17 protein-coding genes and 1 pseudogene are annotated in these 18,600 nt (G+C 36.6%); 1 reads left to right on the top strand and 17 read right to left on the bottom strand.

The features are described 5' to 3' along the window. Nucleotides 1-213, top strand: a pseudogene (locus ATS71_RS18650) (IS3 family transposase); the annotation flags it as partial. A gap of 707 nt (nt 214-920) precedes the next feature. Here ATS71_RS18650 and ATS71_RS18350 read toward each other — a convergent pair. The 17 genes from ATS71_RS18350 to ATS71_RS18270 form a co-directional block, all read right to left on the bottom strand. Next, nucleotides 921-1,646, bottom strand: a complete 726-nt coding sequence (locus tag ATS71_RS18350) for a VpsP family polysaccharide biosynthesis protein (protein WP_058406080.1) — start codon at nt 1,644-1,646, stop codon at nt 921-923. Further along, nucleotides 1,639-2,391 carry a tyrosine-protein phosphatase gene (locus ATS71_RS18345; RefSeq protein ID WP_058406079.1) on the bottom strand — a complete coding sequence of 251 codons (753 nt, stop codon included), beginning with the start codon at nt 2,389-2,391 and terminating at the stop codon, nt 1,639-1,641. Before ATS71_RS18345 ends, ATS71_RS18350 begins: the two co-directional genes overlap by 8 nt. A gap of 11 nt (nt 2,392-2,402) precedes the next feature. Beyond that, nucleotides 2,403-4,601 carry a GumC family protein gene (locus ATS71_RS18340; RefSeq protein WP_058406078.1) on the bottom strand — a complete coding sequence of 733 codons (2,199 nt, stop codon included), beginning with the start codon at nt 4,599-4,601 and terminating at the stop codon, nt 2,403-2,405. Nucleotides 4,602-4,623: 22 nt separating this feature from the next. After that, nucleotides 4,624-5,148 (bottom strand): polysaccharide biosynthesis/export family protein, encoded by a 525-nt coding sequence (locus ATS71_RS18335; RefSeq protein WP_058406077.1) that lies wholly within the window; start codon nt 5,146-5,148, stop codon nt 4,624-4,626. Next, complete coding sequence (locus ATS71_RS18330; protein ID WP_058406076.1) at nt 5,148-6,362, bottom strand: outer membrane beta-barrel protein; 1,215 nt, start codon at nt 6,360-6,362, stop codon at nt 5,148-5,150. The genes ATS71_RS18335 and ATS71_RS18330 overlap by 1 nt, the downstream gene beginning before the upstream one ends. Beyond that, nucleotides 6,346-7,749 (bottom strand): undecaprenyl-phosphate glucose phosphotransferase, encoded by a 1,404-nt coding sequence (locus ATS71_RS18325; RefSeq protein ID WP_058406075.1) that lies wholly within the window; start codon nt 7,747-7,749, stop codon nt 6,346-6,348. Before ATS71_RS18325 ends, ATS71_RS18330 begins: the two co-directional genes overlap by 17 nt. A gap of 199 nt (nt 7,750-7,948) precedes the next feature. Then, on the bottom strand, nt 7,949-8,908 hold the full coding sequence (locus tag ATS71_RS18320) for a hypothetical protein (RefSeq protein WP_058406074.1): 960 nt from the start codon (nt 8,906-8,908) through the stop codon (nt 7,949-7,951). A 21-nt stretch (nt 8,909-8,929) separates the two neighbouring features. Then, on the bottom strand, nt 8,930-9,568 hold the full coding sequence (cysC, locus tag ATS71_RS18315; protein ID WP_058406073.1) for an adenylyl-sulfate kinase: 639 nt from the start codon (nt 9,566-9,568) through the stop codon (nt 8,930-8,932). 46 nt (nt 9,569-9,614) lie between these two features. Further along, nucleotides 9,615-11,348: an SLC13 family permease gene (locus ATS71_RS18310; RefSeq protein WP_058406072.1), complete on the bottom strand. Its 1,734-nt coding sequence runs from the start codon at nt 11,346-11,348 to the stop codon at nt 9,615-9,617. A 36-nt stretch (nt 11,349-11,384) separates the two neighbouring features. Continuing rightward, entirely contained in the window at nt 11,385-12,668 is a 1,284-nt protein-coding gene (locus ATS71_RS18305) for an oligosaccharide flippase family protein (protein WP_058406071.1), read from the bottom strand. Between the two features lie 2 nt (nt 12,669-12,670). Further along, nucleotides 12,671-13,600, bottom strand: a complete 930-nt coding sequence (locus ATS71_RS18300) for a KpsF/GutQ family sugar-phosphate isomerase (protein ID WP_152995696.1) — start codon at nt 13,598-13,600, stop codon at nt 12,671-12,673. After that, nucleotides 13,578-14,342: a 3-deoxy-manno-octulosonate cytidylyltransferase gene (kdsB, locus tag ATS71_RS18295; RefSeq protein ID WP_058406069.1), complete on the bottom strand. Its 765-nt coding sequence runs from the start codon at nt 14,340-14,342 to the stop codon at nt 13,578-13,580. The genes ATS71_RS18300 and kdsB overlap by 23 nt, the downstream gene beginning before the upstream one ends. Nucleotides 14,343-14,428: 86 nt before the next feature. After that, nucleotides 14,429-14,918: KdsC family phosphatase (locus ATS71_RS18290; RefSeq protein WP_268801460.1), on the bottom strand; the 490-nt coding region annotated here is incomplete at its 3' end. Nucleotides 14,919-14,940: 22 nt separating this feature from the next. Further along, nucleotides 14,941-15,762, bottom strand: a complete 822-nt coding sequence (gene kdsA, locus ATS71_RS18285) for a 3-deoxy-8-phosphooctulonate synthase (protein ID WP_058406068.1) — start codon at nt 15,760-15,762, stop codon at nt 14,941-14,943. Then, the gene (locus ATS71_RS18280) at nt 15,762-16,820 is read right to left on the bottom strand and encodes a glycosyltransferase family 4 protein (RefSeq protein ID WP_058406067.1); all 1,059 of its coding nucleotides are present in this window, start codon (nt 16,818-16,820) and stop codon (nt 15,762-15,764) included. The genes kdsA and ATS71_RS18280 overlap by 1 nt, the downstream gene beginning before the upstream one ends. A 22-nt stretch (nt 16,821-16,842) precedes the next feature. Beyond that, nucleotides 16,843-17,844, bottom strand: coding sequence for a hypothetical protein (locus ATS71_RS18275; RefSeq protein WP_058406066.1), 1,002 nt, complete (start codon nt 17,842-17,844; stop codon nt 16,843-16,845). 53 nt (nt 17,845-17,897) lie between these two features. Continuing rightward, nucleotides 17,898-18,600: hypothetical protein (locus ATS71_RS18270; protein WP_160327106.1), on the bottom strand; the 703-nt coding region annotated here is incomplete at its 5' end.

Raw genomic sequence — 18,600 nt, 5'->3', positions numbered from 1 at the left:
AACGATGAACATTTACATAGCGGTATTAAGTTTGTCACGCCAAATCAGCGCCATTTAGGCTTAGATAAAGCGATCCTAGCGAAGCGCCATCGGGTTAATGAAATGGCGAAATTACAGAATCCAAGTCGTTGGTCAGGAAAGTCTAGAGATTGGACGATGATCAAGGAAGTAAATTTGAATCCAGAGAAAAAAGAAGAAGTGCGGGCGGCATAAAATTTAACTTGATGCGACAACTAACTTGAAAAACACCGCCCAGCGCCTTAGTGTTCTCGGTGGTTATATTTTATTTATAAGTAACAAGAAGCTTCGCTTCTAACGTGAGCAAGCTCTACGTCTACAAAGCAAAGTCAATTTCACACCATAGACGCGCAGCTTGCTGGCGCAAGTTATTAAAAAATAATTAAATATTCACAAAGAGGTCATGAGACGCTGCGCTTTAGAGAAGTGATTTCGTGATTAAATAAAAAAACAGCATTACTGTCTTAATGTCTTCTCATTTACTTCTCATTCGCTTCTCTTAGTGCAAATGATCTTTCAAAAAGAAGCTGCGCTTCTAACGTGAGCAAGCTCAACGTCTACAAAACTAACTTAAACTTTACAGCGTAGACGCGCAGCTTGCTGGCGCAAGTTATTAAAAAATAATTAAATATTCACAGAGAGGTTAAGAGACGCTCCGCTTTAGAGCAGTGATTTAGTGATTAAATAAAAAACAGCATTACTGTCTTAATGTTTTCTCATTTACTTCTCATTCGCTTCTCTTTGTGCAAATAATCTTTTAAAAAGAAGCTGCGCTTCTAAAGTGAGCAAGCTCAGCGTTTACAAGTAAATACAAGCAATTTCGCTCTAATCTCGTGGGTATGGTTTTAGATCTACTAACTGTAATCTGAAATCTGCCATCTAACATCTTTCCCTTACAAAACCTATTTACACTGTTTTATAAACATCCAACTGGTTCTGACTGGATCAAAATGAGCGCCAAATTTAAGCGACAAACATAAAATAGGTAAAGCATCTACCTGCTTAGCAATATCAAAAGCGCGTGAAAACTTATGGCCGTGCTTAGCTGCTAACTTAAGCTCGTTAACATATAACGCTTTATATTTTGGAGGGAGTTGTTGCCAGTTCATTAGTGCTATTTCTATAGCACCTAAATGAACATCAATTTTATACGGACCCACGCGTTTAGCCTGCTCAATATACTCAAACACACGATCGGTTGGCCCTTCTTGGTAACTTACTACCTTAGCCAACGCAATCCAGGTTTCGGACCAAGTTTGCCTGTATTTAACCGACTCAAGCAGCCTAGCCTCAGCCTGTTTTAACACACGTAAATTATGCGCTATTGCCTCATCTGTATTTGCTGGGTTTAATTGCAGCAACTTAACATGCGCAAAAACTTCATGGTAATGAGGGTGTGAAGGGTCAAGCTCACTCGCAAGGCTAATAGCGCTTTGTGCAAGCTCAATATTTAACGTGTTATCAGCTTGGCTATTTAGCCCCTGCAGCGTATTTTTAGCATTAAAAAACCACGCATTCGCGCGCATACTATTAATACTGCTTACACATACACCCACAGTAATTAGCGCAAGTAAAACTACCTGCACCATTTTAATCGCTTTATTTGGCTTGGCCACGCTATTACTCATTAACCGCACCGTTAAGCGCATCGTTAAACAAACTTTGGGTTAAACGCAGTGGGTTTTTATAAAACAACGCCTCTGCTTGTTCAGCCCCTATTAAATCGCTAACAATACTTTTTGCCTTACTTAAAATAGGCGGCCTACGTTTAACCGAATGAGCATCACTTGCAACGTAAGTCACTAACCCATTTTTAAGCATATCAAGGCTAATAGTTTGCGCCTGTTCGCCCCACTCGCCTTCAATACTTGAAGCCGTTAACTGAAATTCACAGCCCAATTGCTTTAAGCGCTCTATGTAAAAAGGCTTAGCTTGTATATCGCGGTTACGCTCTGGGTGCGGAATAATAGTTTTAATATTTTGCTTAGCCAGCCAACTAATAAACTTGTCAAACCCTTGCGGTACATGCGAATGCGGTAACTCAAGCAACACGTAATTAGCGCCATTTACATTACCAATAAAGGGCAGCTTTTTGCTCATTACCAAGGTCATTAGCTCTACATCTAGCCTAACCTCTGCGGCTACTGCTAGCTCTACATTAATATTTGCATCACTGGCGGCGTGTTTTAATTTAGCTAGGTCGTCGTAAATGTGCGAGGCCGCATTATTAAAGCGGCCTAAATGAATATGCGGGGTAGCTACCATATGGGTTATACCATCGGCTTGCGCCATGGTTAAAAGCGCTAAAGACTCATTCAAGTCTTTAGCGCCATCATCAAGCCCAGGTAATATGTGGGAATGTATATCTATCATAATACCGTTAATTACGACTTTTCAGATTGCTGAGTGTAATCGTAATAGTCGTAGTAGCCATAATTATGTTCTTCTTTCGACTTAGTTATATCTACTTGGTTAACAACAACCCCAGCAATATGCGCTTTAGATTCAAACAAACGCTCAATACCCGCTTTAATAGGTTTAATGCGTGTTAAATCGGCTTTAACAACATAAATAACCGAATCGGTATTTTGCGCTATTACTAATGCGTCACTCACCGCTTGGGTAGGTGGTGTATCAATAATTATATGGTCGTAGGTTTGTTTTAATCTTACCAACAACTCATTAAATTGGTTGCTCGAAAGCAGCTCTAACGGGTTACCCGGTATTTGCCCACTTGGCATAATAGTCACGCCCGACTGCTCGTCAATGTGTATACATTCGCTTAATTGTTCAGTACCCACAATTAGGTTACTTAAACCTGGATGAAATACGGGTATATCAAAGCGTTTAGCAATACTGGGTTTACGTAAATCGCCATCAATTAATAATACTTTACCCATTTGCGCAAGCGACATCGCTAAATTGGTCGACGTAGTTGTTTTACCTTCACCCGGCGAGCTAGACGTAACCGCAATAACTTTGTGCTCGCGGTCAAGCTGGGTTAACAATAAACTGGTACGAAACGTACGTACCGACTCGGCAAAACGCCTGTAATGCTCGTCAAAATAGGCATGAATACCAAATACACTATTTTTAGGCACTTTAACAAACGGTAAAATACCCAACATACGTTGCGCTAGTTTGTTTTCAACGTCGTTTTTGTTTTTAATCGTGTCGTTTAAAGCATCAAACACAAAGCTCATTACCACAGCAAAACCAAAACTTGCCACAAACGCTAAAACCACAATCAGTTTTTTATTTGGTTTGCTTGGATCTTTTGGTGCGTATGCGCGATCAGTAAAGCGTGCCGCTGCCGAGCTAAAGTCGCTTGTTACTTCGGTTTCGCGTGAACGCGATAAAAACGTATTAAATATATTACGGTTAGTTTCAACTTCGCGTTTAAGCTGGTTGTAGGCGGTTTCTTTACGCGTTATTTCTTGGTATTCAGCGCGTATTTTAACTAAATCGGCCTCAAGGGCGCTAACGGTGCGCGTAATACGGTTTAGCTCTTTTTCTATGCCGGTAATCAGGCCTTTAATTTGCTTATTTAAGTTACTTTTAACCGTAGCCAGCTCCGCCTTTGCCGATATTATTTTAGGGTGCTTAGGGCCGTAAACTTCGCTAAGTTCACTTACTTTACGTTCTACTAAAATAACTTCGCGTTTTACATCTTGCACCACTTTGTGCGATGTAATTTCAGGCATACTACCCAGTAAATCTAAATTGTTATTACCGTATTCACTTATTACACGGTTAATGCTTTGTAGGTTATTTTTTTCGGTGCGGGCAGTCACTAACTGCTCAGACGTTTGCTCAAGCTCTTGGGTTACTAAACCCGCAATACCTTCAATATCTACTAGTTTTTGTGCTTCACGGTAGGCTTGCAGTTTTTCTTCAGAGTCGTCAAGTTGCACACGTAACTGAAATAAACGCGTATTTAACCAGCTAGACGCTTGCTGAGTAATGCCCATTTTAGCGCGCATTTGGCTTTCTATGTACACTTCGCCCACGGTATTAGCCACTAAAGCAGCAAGCTTTGGGTCGCTCGACTCAAAACTAACATTTACTAGTTGGGTTTTACGAATAGGCGAAACCGTTAACCTACTTTTAAACGCTTCAAGCAAGCCAAGCATTTGTAAGTCTTGTATTTCTTGATCAGTAAGCTGTAGCTGTTCTGCTTTATTTAAAAAAGGAAATAACCCTTTTACAAAACCAGTGGCTTCACCAATAAAAGAAGGCTTAGGGATAAAATCGGTATGGGCTTTTAAATCAAGTTTAGTAATTACCTCGCGGGCAATACTGTCCGACTTAATAACTTCAAACTGGGTAAGGTAGTATTCTTTTTTAGATGAGTCGAGCCCGTAAACTTCGTCAAAGCTTACTGCTTTGCTTTGTTCGGCCTCAATTAATAATGTAGCGGTTGCGGTATAACGTGGTATTAGCGTTAACGTTATCATAGTAATTAATAGTGTAACTACTAATGCAAAACTTAAAATACGCCATTTGTTGCGCTTTATAACAGTTAAGTAAGCGCTTAAATCTATTACTTCTTCGTTTTGTAGGTTTTCGTTTATTTGGTTCATTTATTACTGCCCTAACAATTGCTTAAAACAAGCGCTGTTCTATTTTTATTGTATCGCCCGCTGCAATTTGGCTATTTAAATTACCTTTTTGTTGCTGCTGCTTAGTTTGCTCTTTAAATATGTATATTTTATCAAGCGATGCGCGCTCGGTTAAACCTCCGGCTAGTGCGACGGCTTGGTTTACTGTCATCGCGGGTTGGTATGGGTATGCGCCAGGGCTTTTAACTTCGCCATGTATATAAAATGGGCGGTATTCAGTAACTTGTACATATACGTTTGGGTTTACAAGGTAGTCGGGCTTTAAACCTTGGGTAATTAAGTTTTCAACTTGCGTTGTACTTAAACCGGCCAATTTAATTTTACCTAAAAACGGGTAACTTACTTCGCCGCTGTTACCCAATAACGCGGTTACTTCTAGGTCGGGCTGGCCAAATACTTTTATTTCAACCTTGTCGCCCGCGCCTAAAACGTAATCTTGCGCAGCATGCGCAAGATTACCCATTACTAAATTTATAAATAAACCAGTAATAAAAATACCAAATTTCATTAATTAGCCTTTAGTGCAAATGTAAAGTTAATGCCTACAACCATGCGGTCAAACTTTAGTGCGTCTTGCGTAGAGTCTTTATCAATAAAGTCAACATAAGTCGAAACCATACCAAAGCTGTTTGTGGTATAGCTTACTGCAAAGTTAGCATTGCTGGTTTTGTCTTTACGGCCAATTTCACCTACGTATTTTTCGTCGGTGTACGACAGCCCAGCACTGGTACTAAGCTGGTCGTTCCAATCGTGTGTCCATGTTGCACGGTATACACTTTCACGAATGTAATCGCCTTCAACTAGTGGGTCTTTTGCGGCGCGGCTAGTACTAAAGTCAACAAACGAGTAACTAAGTGGTTGCCAAGTAACGCCTGCCTCCCAGCTCAGTCCGCTAAAGTTTTCACGCTGCTCGGCAGCAAAATCCTTTTTTTGGTAACCTAATTTAACCGAGCCCGATGTAAGCGCAGTTGCATCCCACTCCATACCAAACAACACTCTTACGTCGTCTGAGTCACGGCTTATACCGTTAGCGTCTATTACGTCGTAACGGTAGTCTTCTTGTTTTAGCTCTAAAAAGGTACGTGTAGCGGCTTGAGTATTATAGTAACCAACAATACCTAGGGTAGTTCTGTCGTAGTCACGAAACTGCGAAATAGCCCTAAAGTTTTGGTATTTTTTATTAAAAACCCCACCCATTAAAGCAACTTGCGCTTTTGAGCTTTCGGCGCCAAATTCGTAGCGGCCATTTAAGCTTTGTTGTTGGTATTCAACCAGTTCGTTTACTGCATCGCCTAAGCCTTCGGTTAAACCGCTACCACGTGGCTCAAACAACCAATCGGCTGTGGCGTTAAAGTCAAGCCTGTGCTTACTGGTAAATTCATTATGGGTTGCAGCACTTAAATTAACTTGGGTAAAATTATCGGCGCTGTCTTTATTGTGTATGCTAGTGCTGGTTGCAACGTTAAAGTTATAGTAGTTAACACCGTCTTCTATTAGTGCATCAACGTTTGGCGCTATAGTCCAAATTAAACGCGACTCTTCGTCGGTTGGGGTGCTAAAAAAGTTATCGTTACTGCTAATACCCGTGGTTAACGTAGGCGTAATTTGTGCGCCATCTTTTGTTATAACACTGCCCGGGTTTAGCTCTGCCATGGCAGGCGTTGCTATACCCATACCTGCAACTAATAGTAAACCTTTAACGGGGTTAGTAAGCGTTTGCATTTTTAAATCCCTTAAATATTGTTAAAAAAATAATTTTTATGTCAAACCATAAAGACCAATGCTTAATGTAATGTAAATCGTACTCTACACGTTTGGTCATTTTGTTTAAGGTGTCGGTTTCGCCCCGCCACCCATTAATTTGTGCCCAACCCGTAATTCCCGGCTTTGCTTTATGCCTAAACATATAAAAGTCGACCTTTTTACGGTATTCCTCGTTATGGGCTACTGCGTGCGGCCGTGGCCCAACAATCGACATATCGCCTTTTAATACATTTATAAACTGGGGAAGCTCGTCTAAGCTAGTGCGGCGTAAAAAACCACCTAAAGGTGTTACACGTGCATCGTTTTTAGTGGCTTGCGTAACAATATGGCTATTTTCGGTCACACTCATAGAGCGGAACTTCCACACTTTAATTTTTTTGCCATCAAGCCCGTAGCGGTCTTGCTTAAATATAACAGGCCCTTTTGACGTTATTTTTACAGCGGCAGCAATAACCACTAACAATGGCGAAATAAGTAATAAAATAAGGCTGGCTACTATTATGTCTTCGGTGCGTTTAATAAATTCGTGCGCGCCAATAAAAGGCGACTCAAACACGCTTAACGTGTCAACCTCGCCAACATGCTCTATGCGTGCATGTATAAGGTTCGAGAGTAAAAAGTCGGGTATTATATGTACATCTACCGTGGTGTCGCCCAACTGCTTTAAAATATCGGCAATGCGCTTTTCGGCCTTTAATGGCAGTGCAATATATAGTATGTCTATCTCGCCGGCTTTAGCGGCATCAACAGCCGTTTGTATACTGCCTTCAACACTGCTAATGGCAAGCTTATCGCTTAAACGTTCTGGCTTACGGTCGTCAAAAAAGCCTTTAAATTTAAAGCCGAGTTCGTCGTTATTATCTATTTCGGTAAATAAGTACGCACCGCTTTCGGTAGCCCCTACAATGGCAACATTACGTAAGTTCATACCTAGCTTACGGCGGTTACGCTTGTATAAAAACACCGTTAAGCGCCATGCATATAAAAACAGCGTGCTACATAAAAACCAAACACCTAAACCAATGCGAGAATAGGTTTCGGTAAATTTAAACATAAACGAAATTACAAACAGGCATAAAAACGCAATAGTTAACGAGCCCCAGGCACACAACACCATGCTTCTAAACTTACCTGCTCGCCACGAACGATAAGCCGAAAACAATTCGGCGCAATACATGTAAGCCACAGCAACAAAAAGTACCGCAACTAAGTAAGCAGTATTAAAGGTAAATGAATAAATAAGGGATGAAAGCTGAAACGCTAAAAAAAGGCAAAGTAAGTCAAACAATCGATAAAAATTGGCATCAGAAGAGCCCGAAGGCTTAAACGTCCTTGAAGTAACCACACTAAAATCCCTCTAGTTTTGTATAAATTTGTAAACATTAAGCTATCGTTAATATAAAGCATTAGTCAGTTATATTCAATAAAAATAAGCCAAAACACCTAGCTAATTAGTATTAAAAAACAAAGGTGCTTTTAACTTATTAAATTAATTAGCAAAAGTAAAAAATAAATTTATATTTATAATATGTGAATTTTTATTCTTATTTATCATAAAAATAGTTAAGCACTTCTATAAATACATCTACATCTGCTTTGGCTAACTTATTAATTCCTGCAGCAGCCTTACGCCCGCCACCCGTGGCAAACTTACAACAAACCTCATCGGCACCCGTTCTATTATTTAGAGGTGCACGCACACTAACCAAATAACTACCATCTTCGTTTAATGTTAAAACGGCATGTGCTTTGGCTGGGTTTTTGTTCGCAAGCTCGTTGCCGTAAACGCCACTTATTCGCCTAGCCCATGCCGTACAAGGTAAAATATATACTTCACAAATATCATTACAAATATAAGGCGAAATAGCCGCAACGTTTGCATAATCTGCTTGGTACGCAGATTGTAATTTATAAAAAACCGAATTTTTATTTATCAGTAAACTAAAAGGGTCACTTGTATCACGTAATACACAAAATAAAGTAGCTGGTTCTATATGCAAATCGTTGAGCGATGCCCCATACCCATTGTAATTAATTAAGGTACCGAGTTCGTTTAAAAACGATTTTTGCTGCTCATCAAGGTTATATTTGTCTGCAAGCTTATTGGCTGTTGCTATTAAGTTATCACCATAAGCAGCAGCGATAGCCCAGTTTATGTATGTGTTGCCAAGCATTTCACTAATTAACAAGCTGGTACATACTTCAGAAGACGTGTCTACTAACGTGGTTAAATAATCTGATTTAGGAACAACCCCCGCTCTGTGATGATCGCAATAAAAAACAGTAACGCCTTTGTTTAAAATGCTTGTTAAGGCCTCTGTATTTTTTTCCATTGAAATATCAAGTGCGTTTACATGAGTCGCATCTTTTAAATCAACGTGTTTCAGTAAACTATTATCACGCTTAACACCTGTTATTAATTTACTTTCTACGGGGTTACTTAAACGCAATTGAATTAAAGCAATAATGCCATCGGCATCGCCATTAAATACATCGTAAATCATTTATTAAATCCTAACTTATAATTATTGAAAATATCCGTTTTGCTTTAAATAATTTATAATTTGCAACGCACAATCTTCAACAGAAAACTCAGCCGTTTTAATAACTATGTCTGCATTTTGTGGAGCTTCATAGGTAGAGTCTATTCCTGTAAAATTTTTTATTTCACCCGTTTTAACTTTTGCATAAAGCCCTTTAGGGTCACGCTGAGCGCATATACCAAGCGGTGTATCTATAAAAACTTCTATAAACTCACCTTGGTTGAGCTTTTTAGCAATCATTTGCCTATCAGATCTAAATGGTGAAATAAAAGCAGAACACACCAATAAACCTGCATCTACAAAAAGCTTTGCAACCTCACCAATTCGCCTTATATTTTCTATTCTATCGGCATCAGAAAACGTTAAATCGCCATTTAATCCATGGCGAATATTATCTCCATCGAGCACATAAGTTTTGCATCCACCGTCATGTAACATTTTATCGACAGCATTAGCAATGGTCGACTTACCTGAGCCGCTTAAACCAGTAAACCAAAGTACAGCAGGTCTATGTTTGTTACTTTCAACTCTATCTTCGTGGCTAACGCTAGCTTGGTGCCAAACAACATCTGATGATTTTTCAGTGTCTGAGTCTACTGTTTTATATGGACTTTGTGTCATTCAATGTCTCTTATAGTTAAATTTATAATCATGTTATGAGGCACTATTAAAACCCGTACACAATGGGTATTACATAAATAGCAGTAGTGCAATAAACGAGTGAAACAGGCAATCCAAATTTAAAATAATCCTTTATTTGATATTGCCCAGCCGAATAAACCATTAAATTTGTTTGGTAACCAAATGGCGATAAAAAACTAGCACTTGCACCAAATGCTACAGCCATAATAAACGGCATTGGATCGGCATTAAAATGGTTAGCTAGGGTCAGCCCAATAGGAAAAACTAAAGCCGCGGCTGCGTTATTGGTAATTAATTCGGTTAAAAGTACCGTAGTAATAAACAACACAACAAACGCGCCAAACACATCATAATCACTACTTATTACCAGTATTATTTCGCTAATATATTCAGCTACCCCAGAACTTTGCATTGCATGTGCAACAGTTATGGCACTGCCAACAATAATTACAATTTCAAATGGGAGTCGTCGCCTTACTTCTGCAATTGATAGCGCACCAACCGCTAAATAAAACCCCAATAAAACTAATAAAGACTTTAATAAGCTTATTGCACCAACAGCAGCCACGCCCAAAGCTAAAACAAAGCCGGCAATAACCAATTTAGATAACCCAGAAGAAAGCTGACCACTGCCTAGCTCTTCATTTAAAACAATAAAATTCTTTTTTAAGTTGTTTCTATTTTTAAAGTCTTTACCTACGGCCAATAACAAAGCATCACCCGGTTTTAACTTTACTTTACCAAGGCCACCCGTTACTTTTTGGCCTCCTCTTCTAACGCCAATAACCGTAGCGTTAAACAAAGACCTAAAATTACTTTGCTTAATAGTTTTACCGCTAATGCGAGCGTCAGCCGTAATAACAACTTGAACAAGGTTGTTATTTATACTCGCAAGGTCGTCATTTAATACTTTTAAACCATCAAATTTATTGAGTGTTGTTAAGTTTTTTACATCGCCAGCAAACATTAACTTATCGTTTGCTTGTATTTGAAAGTTTGGGTCAACGGGGCTTATTAACTTATCGTTTCGTATTACTTCTGCTAAAAACAACGCATCTAAATTTCTAAAACCATTTTCTAACACCGTTTTATTGATTAACGATGAATTAGCACCTACTTTCGCTTCTATAAAATATTCAGTATTTTCTAGTATATCGGGCTTATTTGTCGGTAATAAGTAGTATGCAGTAGGAATCATTACAGCTAAGCTAGCAAAAAGTACAAATACAGCTATTGGCGTAGTAGAAAACATACTAAGCGGGTTTAAACCCGCAGTTTCAACAAAACCAGCCACTATTAAGTTTGTAGAAGTACCCACTAATGTAAGGGTACCACCAACAATACACGCATACGATAAAGGCAATAATAAATGGCTGGGTATTAACTTTTTATTTTGGTTTATGCTCGCCATAACAGTAGAAACCACCGCGGTATTATTGGTAAAACCTGATGCAACACTGCAACTTACGCATAACTTAATTAAATTTATTATTTTGTTTTCGCCAAAAAACTTTTGGCCAAAGCTTTTTATAAATGTCGTTTTTTCAATTGCAAAGCTGCAAATTATAAGAAGTAGTAAAGTAACTAGTGCACTATTAATAAAGCCACTTAAAAATACATTTTGTGTCACACTACCTGTTAAAAATAGCACTCCACTTGTGAGCGAAAACACGACCATAGGCTTAATTTTAAATATAATTAAGCCTACTAGTAATGCAACTAAAACTAAACCAACCCATAAAGGGCTATTAAAAAACACAAATGTATCCTTACAAATAATTAAACAAAGTGAGCTTTATGCTATTTTTCTAAATATATTAAGCGTGTTAAATCCTAGGCGCTTTTTTACCATCCATACTGCAAGCAAATTTTGTGTAGCGAGTGCGATAGCAGTAGCATATGCCGCGCCAATTAAACCAAACTCTTTTGTTAAAACAAAAGCTAATATTATTGCTAATGGGCCAGAAAATAAAACAACATTTCTGAAGTCCTTTTCATGATTTGTCATAGTTAATAAATACCCTACAGAACCAGTTATTACATTAATAAATTGACCAACAGCCATAATTTGTAATAAAGGTGCTGCAACAATATATTCTTCACCAAATAACCCCATTAAAAATTCGGGAAAGATAAACATGAACAATAAAACGGGTGAAGCCATAGCCACCATCAAACGGCTTGATAAACGAGATAAACTATCGACATCACAATGTTCACCTTTAGCAAAAGCTCGCGCAAATTTAGGAGCTACAACTAAATTGACTGCAATTAAAACAAAACTAGCTAACAGTGCTGTACGCTGTGCTGATGCAAAAAAAGCAATTTCATCAGTATTTAAATAACGTGCTGTAGCAAACTGTCCTGCCCATTGAACACTCAGAGTCATTACGCTAACTATAAACAGTGGGTATAAACTCGAACGCAACTCCGCAGGAAAACCAACTCGATAGCTAATACAGCTATTTGAATCCTTAAGCCAAAATAATGCACCTATACTTGCAGCTACCAATAAACTAACTACGTACATGATTAAAAAGTGAATTGCTTTAACCTCATACCCAAATAAAAAAATAGAAATAAGTAGTGTAATAAAGCATGCGGGCATAATTACATTTTGAACCATGCTGGCTAAAACAGAGAATTGTTTACCTTGTAGTGCTGAAGAGAAAATCTGAACAAATGCAAAAAGTAAAACAGCAAGCCCTGTTAAAGGTAGCAAATCTGCTAATAGGGGTTTATTTAGTAGAAAAAGAGCTATTTCTCTTTTAAATGTGTAAAAAAGTAACCATAGCAAACAACATGAAATAAACACAATTTTTATAATAACAGAAAATTGATGGTTAATTATGCTCCAGTTACCATGATTTGCACCAACAATACGTATGAGCGCTTGTGGTGATCCGAATGTTAATAACGTAGCAAAAACACTAATAAGAGCAAAGCAAAATAAAAATAAACCTGCGTCGTGGGTGCTGCCTATATTAGTTACCGTAAGCGTCAAAAAAAATCCCGCTGCAGCACCAAATCCTCTAACAAAGAATACTTGTAATGATTTTAATAAAAGTTCTTTTTTCACATTTATTTCTTCAATATTCCGACAACAGCGTTATTGTCAGTCACTATAAGAGAGTTAACTGACAGCTCAGTCATTAGATCAAAAGCAAATTCCATAGAAGACTCTGGTGAAATTGTTTTAGCCCCAATTGAGCATATGTCCGCCGTTGTTTTATTAAACACTGCTGAACCAAAGTTTTTCATTGCACGACGTAAATCACCATCTGTTACAACACCAAATAGCTGATTTGATTCACATACAATTGCCAACCCTTGCATACTTGATGTCATAATTTGAATTAAATCTGATGCCGTTGTTGCTTTGCTTACTACAGGTAAATTCTCAGTGATCATCTCATCACTTACTTTACTTAATAACTTTCTACCTAAACTCCCACCAGGATGAAACTTGGCAAAGCCTTCTTCTTTAAATTCTCTTGACTCCATTAACGCGACAGTTAATGCATCACCTAGAACTAAAGTAGCTGTAGTTGAACTTGTAGGAGCCAATTGCAATGGACAAGCTTCTTTTGGCACTGCTACATTTAAATTAAAATTTGAACTTTGCGATAAGGTAGAGTGTGGCTTACCCGTAATAGAGATTATTTTATTGCCATTGTTACGTAAAAAAGGTAGAAGCTTTAAAACCTCATCAGTTTCTCCACTATATGAAATAGCAACAAAAACATCATCAGGTGTAACCATACCTAAATCGCCATGGAAAGCCTCGCCAGGATGCATAAAAAAGCTGGGGGTGCCTGTACTAGCAAAAGACGCAGCTATTTTTTTTCCAATAATACCTGATTTACCCATTCCACATATTATAACTCGGCCATTCGTAGATAAAATTTCGTTTACAGCGTCAACAAAATTATCATCAACATTTTCCGCAACATGTTCTAAACCTTTAATCTCCGTGTTTATCACTTCCCTAGCAATACTTTTTAAGTCCATCTTCATCTTCCATTAATTTGAGTAAATCTTTGTAATCCTCAACAGTGTCAATACCATGAGGAGGAGCGCTACTAAGTACTGTTGCACCAATTGAGTAACCATGGCTCAACGCTCTTAGCTGTTCCAACTTTTCAATTTTTTCTAATTGTGCTGGAGCTAATAAGCACAGCTTGTTTAAAACATCGCACCTATAAGTGTAAATACCAATATGCCTAAAACAATTGTAAATTGTATGAGGTTCATCACGATTAAACGGCGCAGCACATCGTGTAAAATAAAGAGCACGCCCGTTTTCTGCAATAATTGCCTTAACAATATTTGGGTTATTTAAATCAATTGTTGACTCGATTGATGACACTGCAGTCGTAATTTCATAATTTTTATTTTTAACAGCAAACTCAATTACACTCACAATTGCAGAAGGTGGAATTAATGGCTCATCTCCTTGTACATTAACAACTATAGTATCGCTTTCCCAACCAAAGTGTTTTGCAACTTCATTAACCCTATCTGTTCCACTTTCGTGCTGGTTGCTGGTCATTAAAACAGGAAGGCTCAACTGTTTAGCCACTTCAAAAATTCTATCATCGTCTGTTGCAATAATAATATCGTCTAAGCAAACACCTGACTCTAAAACACGTTGCACAACATGCCAAAATAAAGGTTTACCCTTAAGTTCAAGTAAAGGCTTACCCGGTAAACGTGACGAACCATACCTTGCAGGGATCACTACTTTAATCATCTTATATCACTCAATTTACTGTTCTAATGAAACAACATCATCTGCTGCAATTTTAGTTAATAAAGGACGATAAACATCTTCCAATNAGGGTAATCGGCTAAGTAGTATCATGTCGGCAAGCTCACGTACCGCACCACTGCCACCAGTACTATTTAATACAATATCGGCTTTTTTTAACACGAGTTCATGCGCATCAGCAGGTGCAAAACTTACCCCACAAGGTTCCATTACAGGTAAGTCGAGTATATCATCACCGCAAAAGGCAATTTCATCTATAGAAATACTAAGTGACTTACAAATCTCAGTAACTTTAGGCAACTTATTTTTACAACCCGTAATAACAAAATCAAAACCTAACGCCTCACAACGAGAGGTAAGCGCTGCACTCGCTTTACCAGAAACAACACCCGTGTTAATTCCATGACAGCGCAATAACTCAATAGCTAAGCCATCTTTAACGTTAAACTTTTTTATACTTTCTCCGTTTTCAGAAATATAAATAGAGCCATCAGTCATAACACCGTCTACATCGAGTAAAACAAGTTTAATATTTTTTAAGTCATCGTTAAAATTCAATTTTAATTACCTTTTTATCAACTTATTTAATAGCTAACTTTGGCTGCGATTTAATCAAATCATCTAACTCTTTAATTTGTTTTAAAAAAGGCTCTAGTAAGTCTAAAGGTAGTGCACTAGGTCCGTCACATTTTGCATTATCAGGATCTGGATGGGCTTCTAAAAATAAGCCTGCTATACCCAATGCAATCCCAGCTTTAGCAAGCTCTAGTACTTGCTCTCTTCGTCCACCAGACGCATCACCTAATGGATCGCGTTGTTGCAGGCTATGTGTTACATCAAAAATAATAGGACTGTTATCTGATACTTTTTTCATTTGTGAAAAACCCAGCATATCCACGACTAAATTGTCGTAACCAAAACAGCTGCCTCGTTCACAAAGTATGATGTCGTCGTTACCTGCTTGGCGACACTTAGTCACAATATGCTTTACTTGTGTTGGACTCATAAATTGTGGTTTTTTTATATTTATAGCTTTACCTGCCTTCGCAACGGCGACTACAAAATCGGTTTGGCGTGCTAAAAATGCGGGGATTTGTAATATATCAACAACGTCAGCAACGGGTGCTATTTGGGGTATTTCATGTACATCAGTAATAATTGGTACACCAAATTCTGCTTTTAGCTTGCTAAAAATCTCTAATCCTTTGTCTAGACCAACACCACGAAATGAGTCAACCGACGAGCGATTTGCTTTATCAAAAGAAGCTTTAAATACGTAGGGGATACCAAGCTTGTCAGTCACTTCAACATATTTTTCACATGCGAATAGAGTAGAATCTAAATCCTCTAAAACATTTATACCACCAAAGAGCGTGAATGGGTTTTGGTTAGAATATTTCATTATTTATCCTTTAATAATTTCGAGTATAGATTATGTAACTCATTAATATAGTTTGCACTATTAAATTTTTTGGAGTAGTTGATACAGCTAGATCTCAAATCTGTATTATCTTTTTTCTCAATGATTGACAGTGCCCCCTTAAGTGAAGCGCTAAAATTATCTAAATCAAAAATAGCACCTGTAGTACTGGTAACAATCTCTGGTAAAGCACCTCTATTTGATGCAATAACAGGCACACCATGCGCCATTGCTTCAATTGCGACTAGACCAAACCCCTCCCAGCGGCTAGGCATAATTAATGCCTCGGCATCAAGAAGTAATTCAGAAATTTCCTTCTTATTCTGCCAACCTAAAAACTTTATCTTCTCATTTGTAATTTTTGATTTATCGAAACTACCGATAACAGTGTCACCAACTATATTTAAAATAGTATCTGAAACTTTAGACCAATTTTCTATTAGTAAATCATAGCCCTTTTGTTCATCTAAGCGACCTATAAAAAGATAGTACCGATCGTTTATCAAATGACTATTTTTACATAATTTAGTAGGCATATTAGTACAAGGGTTGTATAAAACTGTCGTTTTATTATTAAATACTTTATTAAGAAAGTTTGATTCATAGAAAGATATAGCAATAACTTTATCTACAAACTTACCTAATAAAAGTTCAATTAGCTTTATTGTATTTTTTATAACATTTTTACCACTTTTTTGAGGATCGTAAAAAACCCCATGTGGCTGATAAACAATCTTAAAATTTCTTGTTAATTTTAAAGGGAGAATAAATGGAATCACTAAAATAGAGATTGAACTATGTAAATGAACAATATCAGGCTTAACTTTAAAAACAGCTTTGATTACTGTAATAATAAAGACCATTGTTCTAAACATCCCTCTAGAACTCCCTTTAAACCCAATAAAATTATCTGATTCAATGTAACTTTTGTGCTCTGCTGGCCCACAAATAATATTTTCAGATAAATTATCCGAAGTGATAACATTTATAACTGAAGCAACCCCACCTTTTAATGTTTCTGCAATATGTAAAATTCTCATTATCTAAAATCCACTAAACCTGTTATCTAGTTATTATTTTTTTAATTTTTTTTGCTAACTTATTAGGCATTTTTTTATAAATAGTTCTTAGAAAAAAATTAACCGAGAAGTAGAATTTATTATTTTTTATACCACTATTGTCGCACTTAAAAGTTTTGTAAGTGTGCTCAAGAAGGTTAACACCTATATTTACCCTTCCATCTAATACACTATCATAATCATCATCAATTAATTTCAGTATAGAACTTTCGATGTTAGCCAAATCATTAACTGAAATATTTGTATTATAAAGTAAAGCCTCTTTTCTAAAGTTTAAACATAAGTTATTCACATTATATTTTGATAATGAATGAATAACTGTAGAAGGTGTGCATATGATATTTTTATGCATTCCAATGGCATCACTTAAGCTACAACTAACTCTATTTAATGATTCATCGATAGATAACTCATTTAATATATTTCTATCAAAGATTCTTGTTTCATAACTAATAGAATGTTTTGTTAGTACAGCGATCACTTTTTTCAACCATATAATAAGAGTTTTTCTTTCTTCTTGGTTAAAGTACGGTGTTATAGCTGTCGTAATCAAAGCACTATCAGAAATATTTTTAGTATTTTCAATATTTAAGCTAGCTCTAAGGGGCAGATAATCGATCGCATTTACATCATGTTTCCCTTGTAAATAACTTACAAAACTTTCTCCAAGAACAAATATATTTGCATAGATAAAAGGCTCTAGCAATTTAACTCCCAGCTTTCTTAATAAAGGGTTTTCTTTTGCATTTGTAATATCGTAAACGCCATCCATTAAAAAAACAGTCGGAATTGCTATCCTATTTGCCGCTTCAATAATTTTTCTTGCATCTTTATCATGATCAATACAGGAAACAACAAGATCGTACTTAGCTATATTTTTATAAATATTAAATGAAATAATACAACCAAATGTTGCATCATAGCCTTTAAACTCTACACCTAACTCGGAAAAGTATTCCTTTTGTTGTAAAAATAAAATCTTCATATAATTTCCATTTATATACTTATTTTATAAAGAATAGTAAGAAAATATTTGCATTAAAAATAACCATTCCTAGTCAAATCAACTCCAGTATTTTTTTCTAACTTTTTATTAGAACCTTTATAAAAATCTTTAATAAATGCACTTCTCTCATCATTAATTACTATTGTTTTTGAAACATCAGTCATTTTTTTCAATTTAACTTTATGAAAAGCTCTTCTTAGTAATGGAAACTTAATATTTCTTAAAAAGTAAATTTTTTGTCTTATTTTACCTAGTAAGTCAGAAAGAGAAAAGTCGTCAACTTTTTTATAACCCTTAGCTTTTCTTACATTATCTTCTTTAAGTTTATCTGCAGCTATTTTCACTCCGATATAACTTCCAAGTTCGCTTAAAAACCCTTCTTCGTTATTTTTAAGCTCTTCATATACCATTAACTTTACCTGTTCAAATGATTCTTTGAATTCAAAAAAAACGTAATCGTAATTTAGAGCTTTATAAAGTTCAGAACCTTCAAAAAAATAATCCAAAAAACTTTCAAAGTTTTTTGTTTCTTTAAGTCTCGAATAACAACTATTAAAACATTGTGCATAAATTGACGTTAACATTTCAACTTGCTTTCTAATTGTAATTACTATGTGAAACTCTACACCACATAGTCTTTCTAAATACTTAAGATTATTAACGACGTCTTGAATACATATACTTTCACTCTGCCAAAGTGTTGGTCTAAATATATTAAAAAGTAAAACTTCTTCA

It is taken from the genome of Pseudoalteromonas sp. H71 (assembly GCF_001468485.1).
Taxonomy (GTDB): Bacteria; Pseudomonadota; Gammaproteobacteria; order Enterobacterales; family Alteromonadaceae; genus Pseudoalteromonas.
This window is presented reverse-complemented; position numbering and strand designations above follow the sequence as displayed.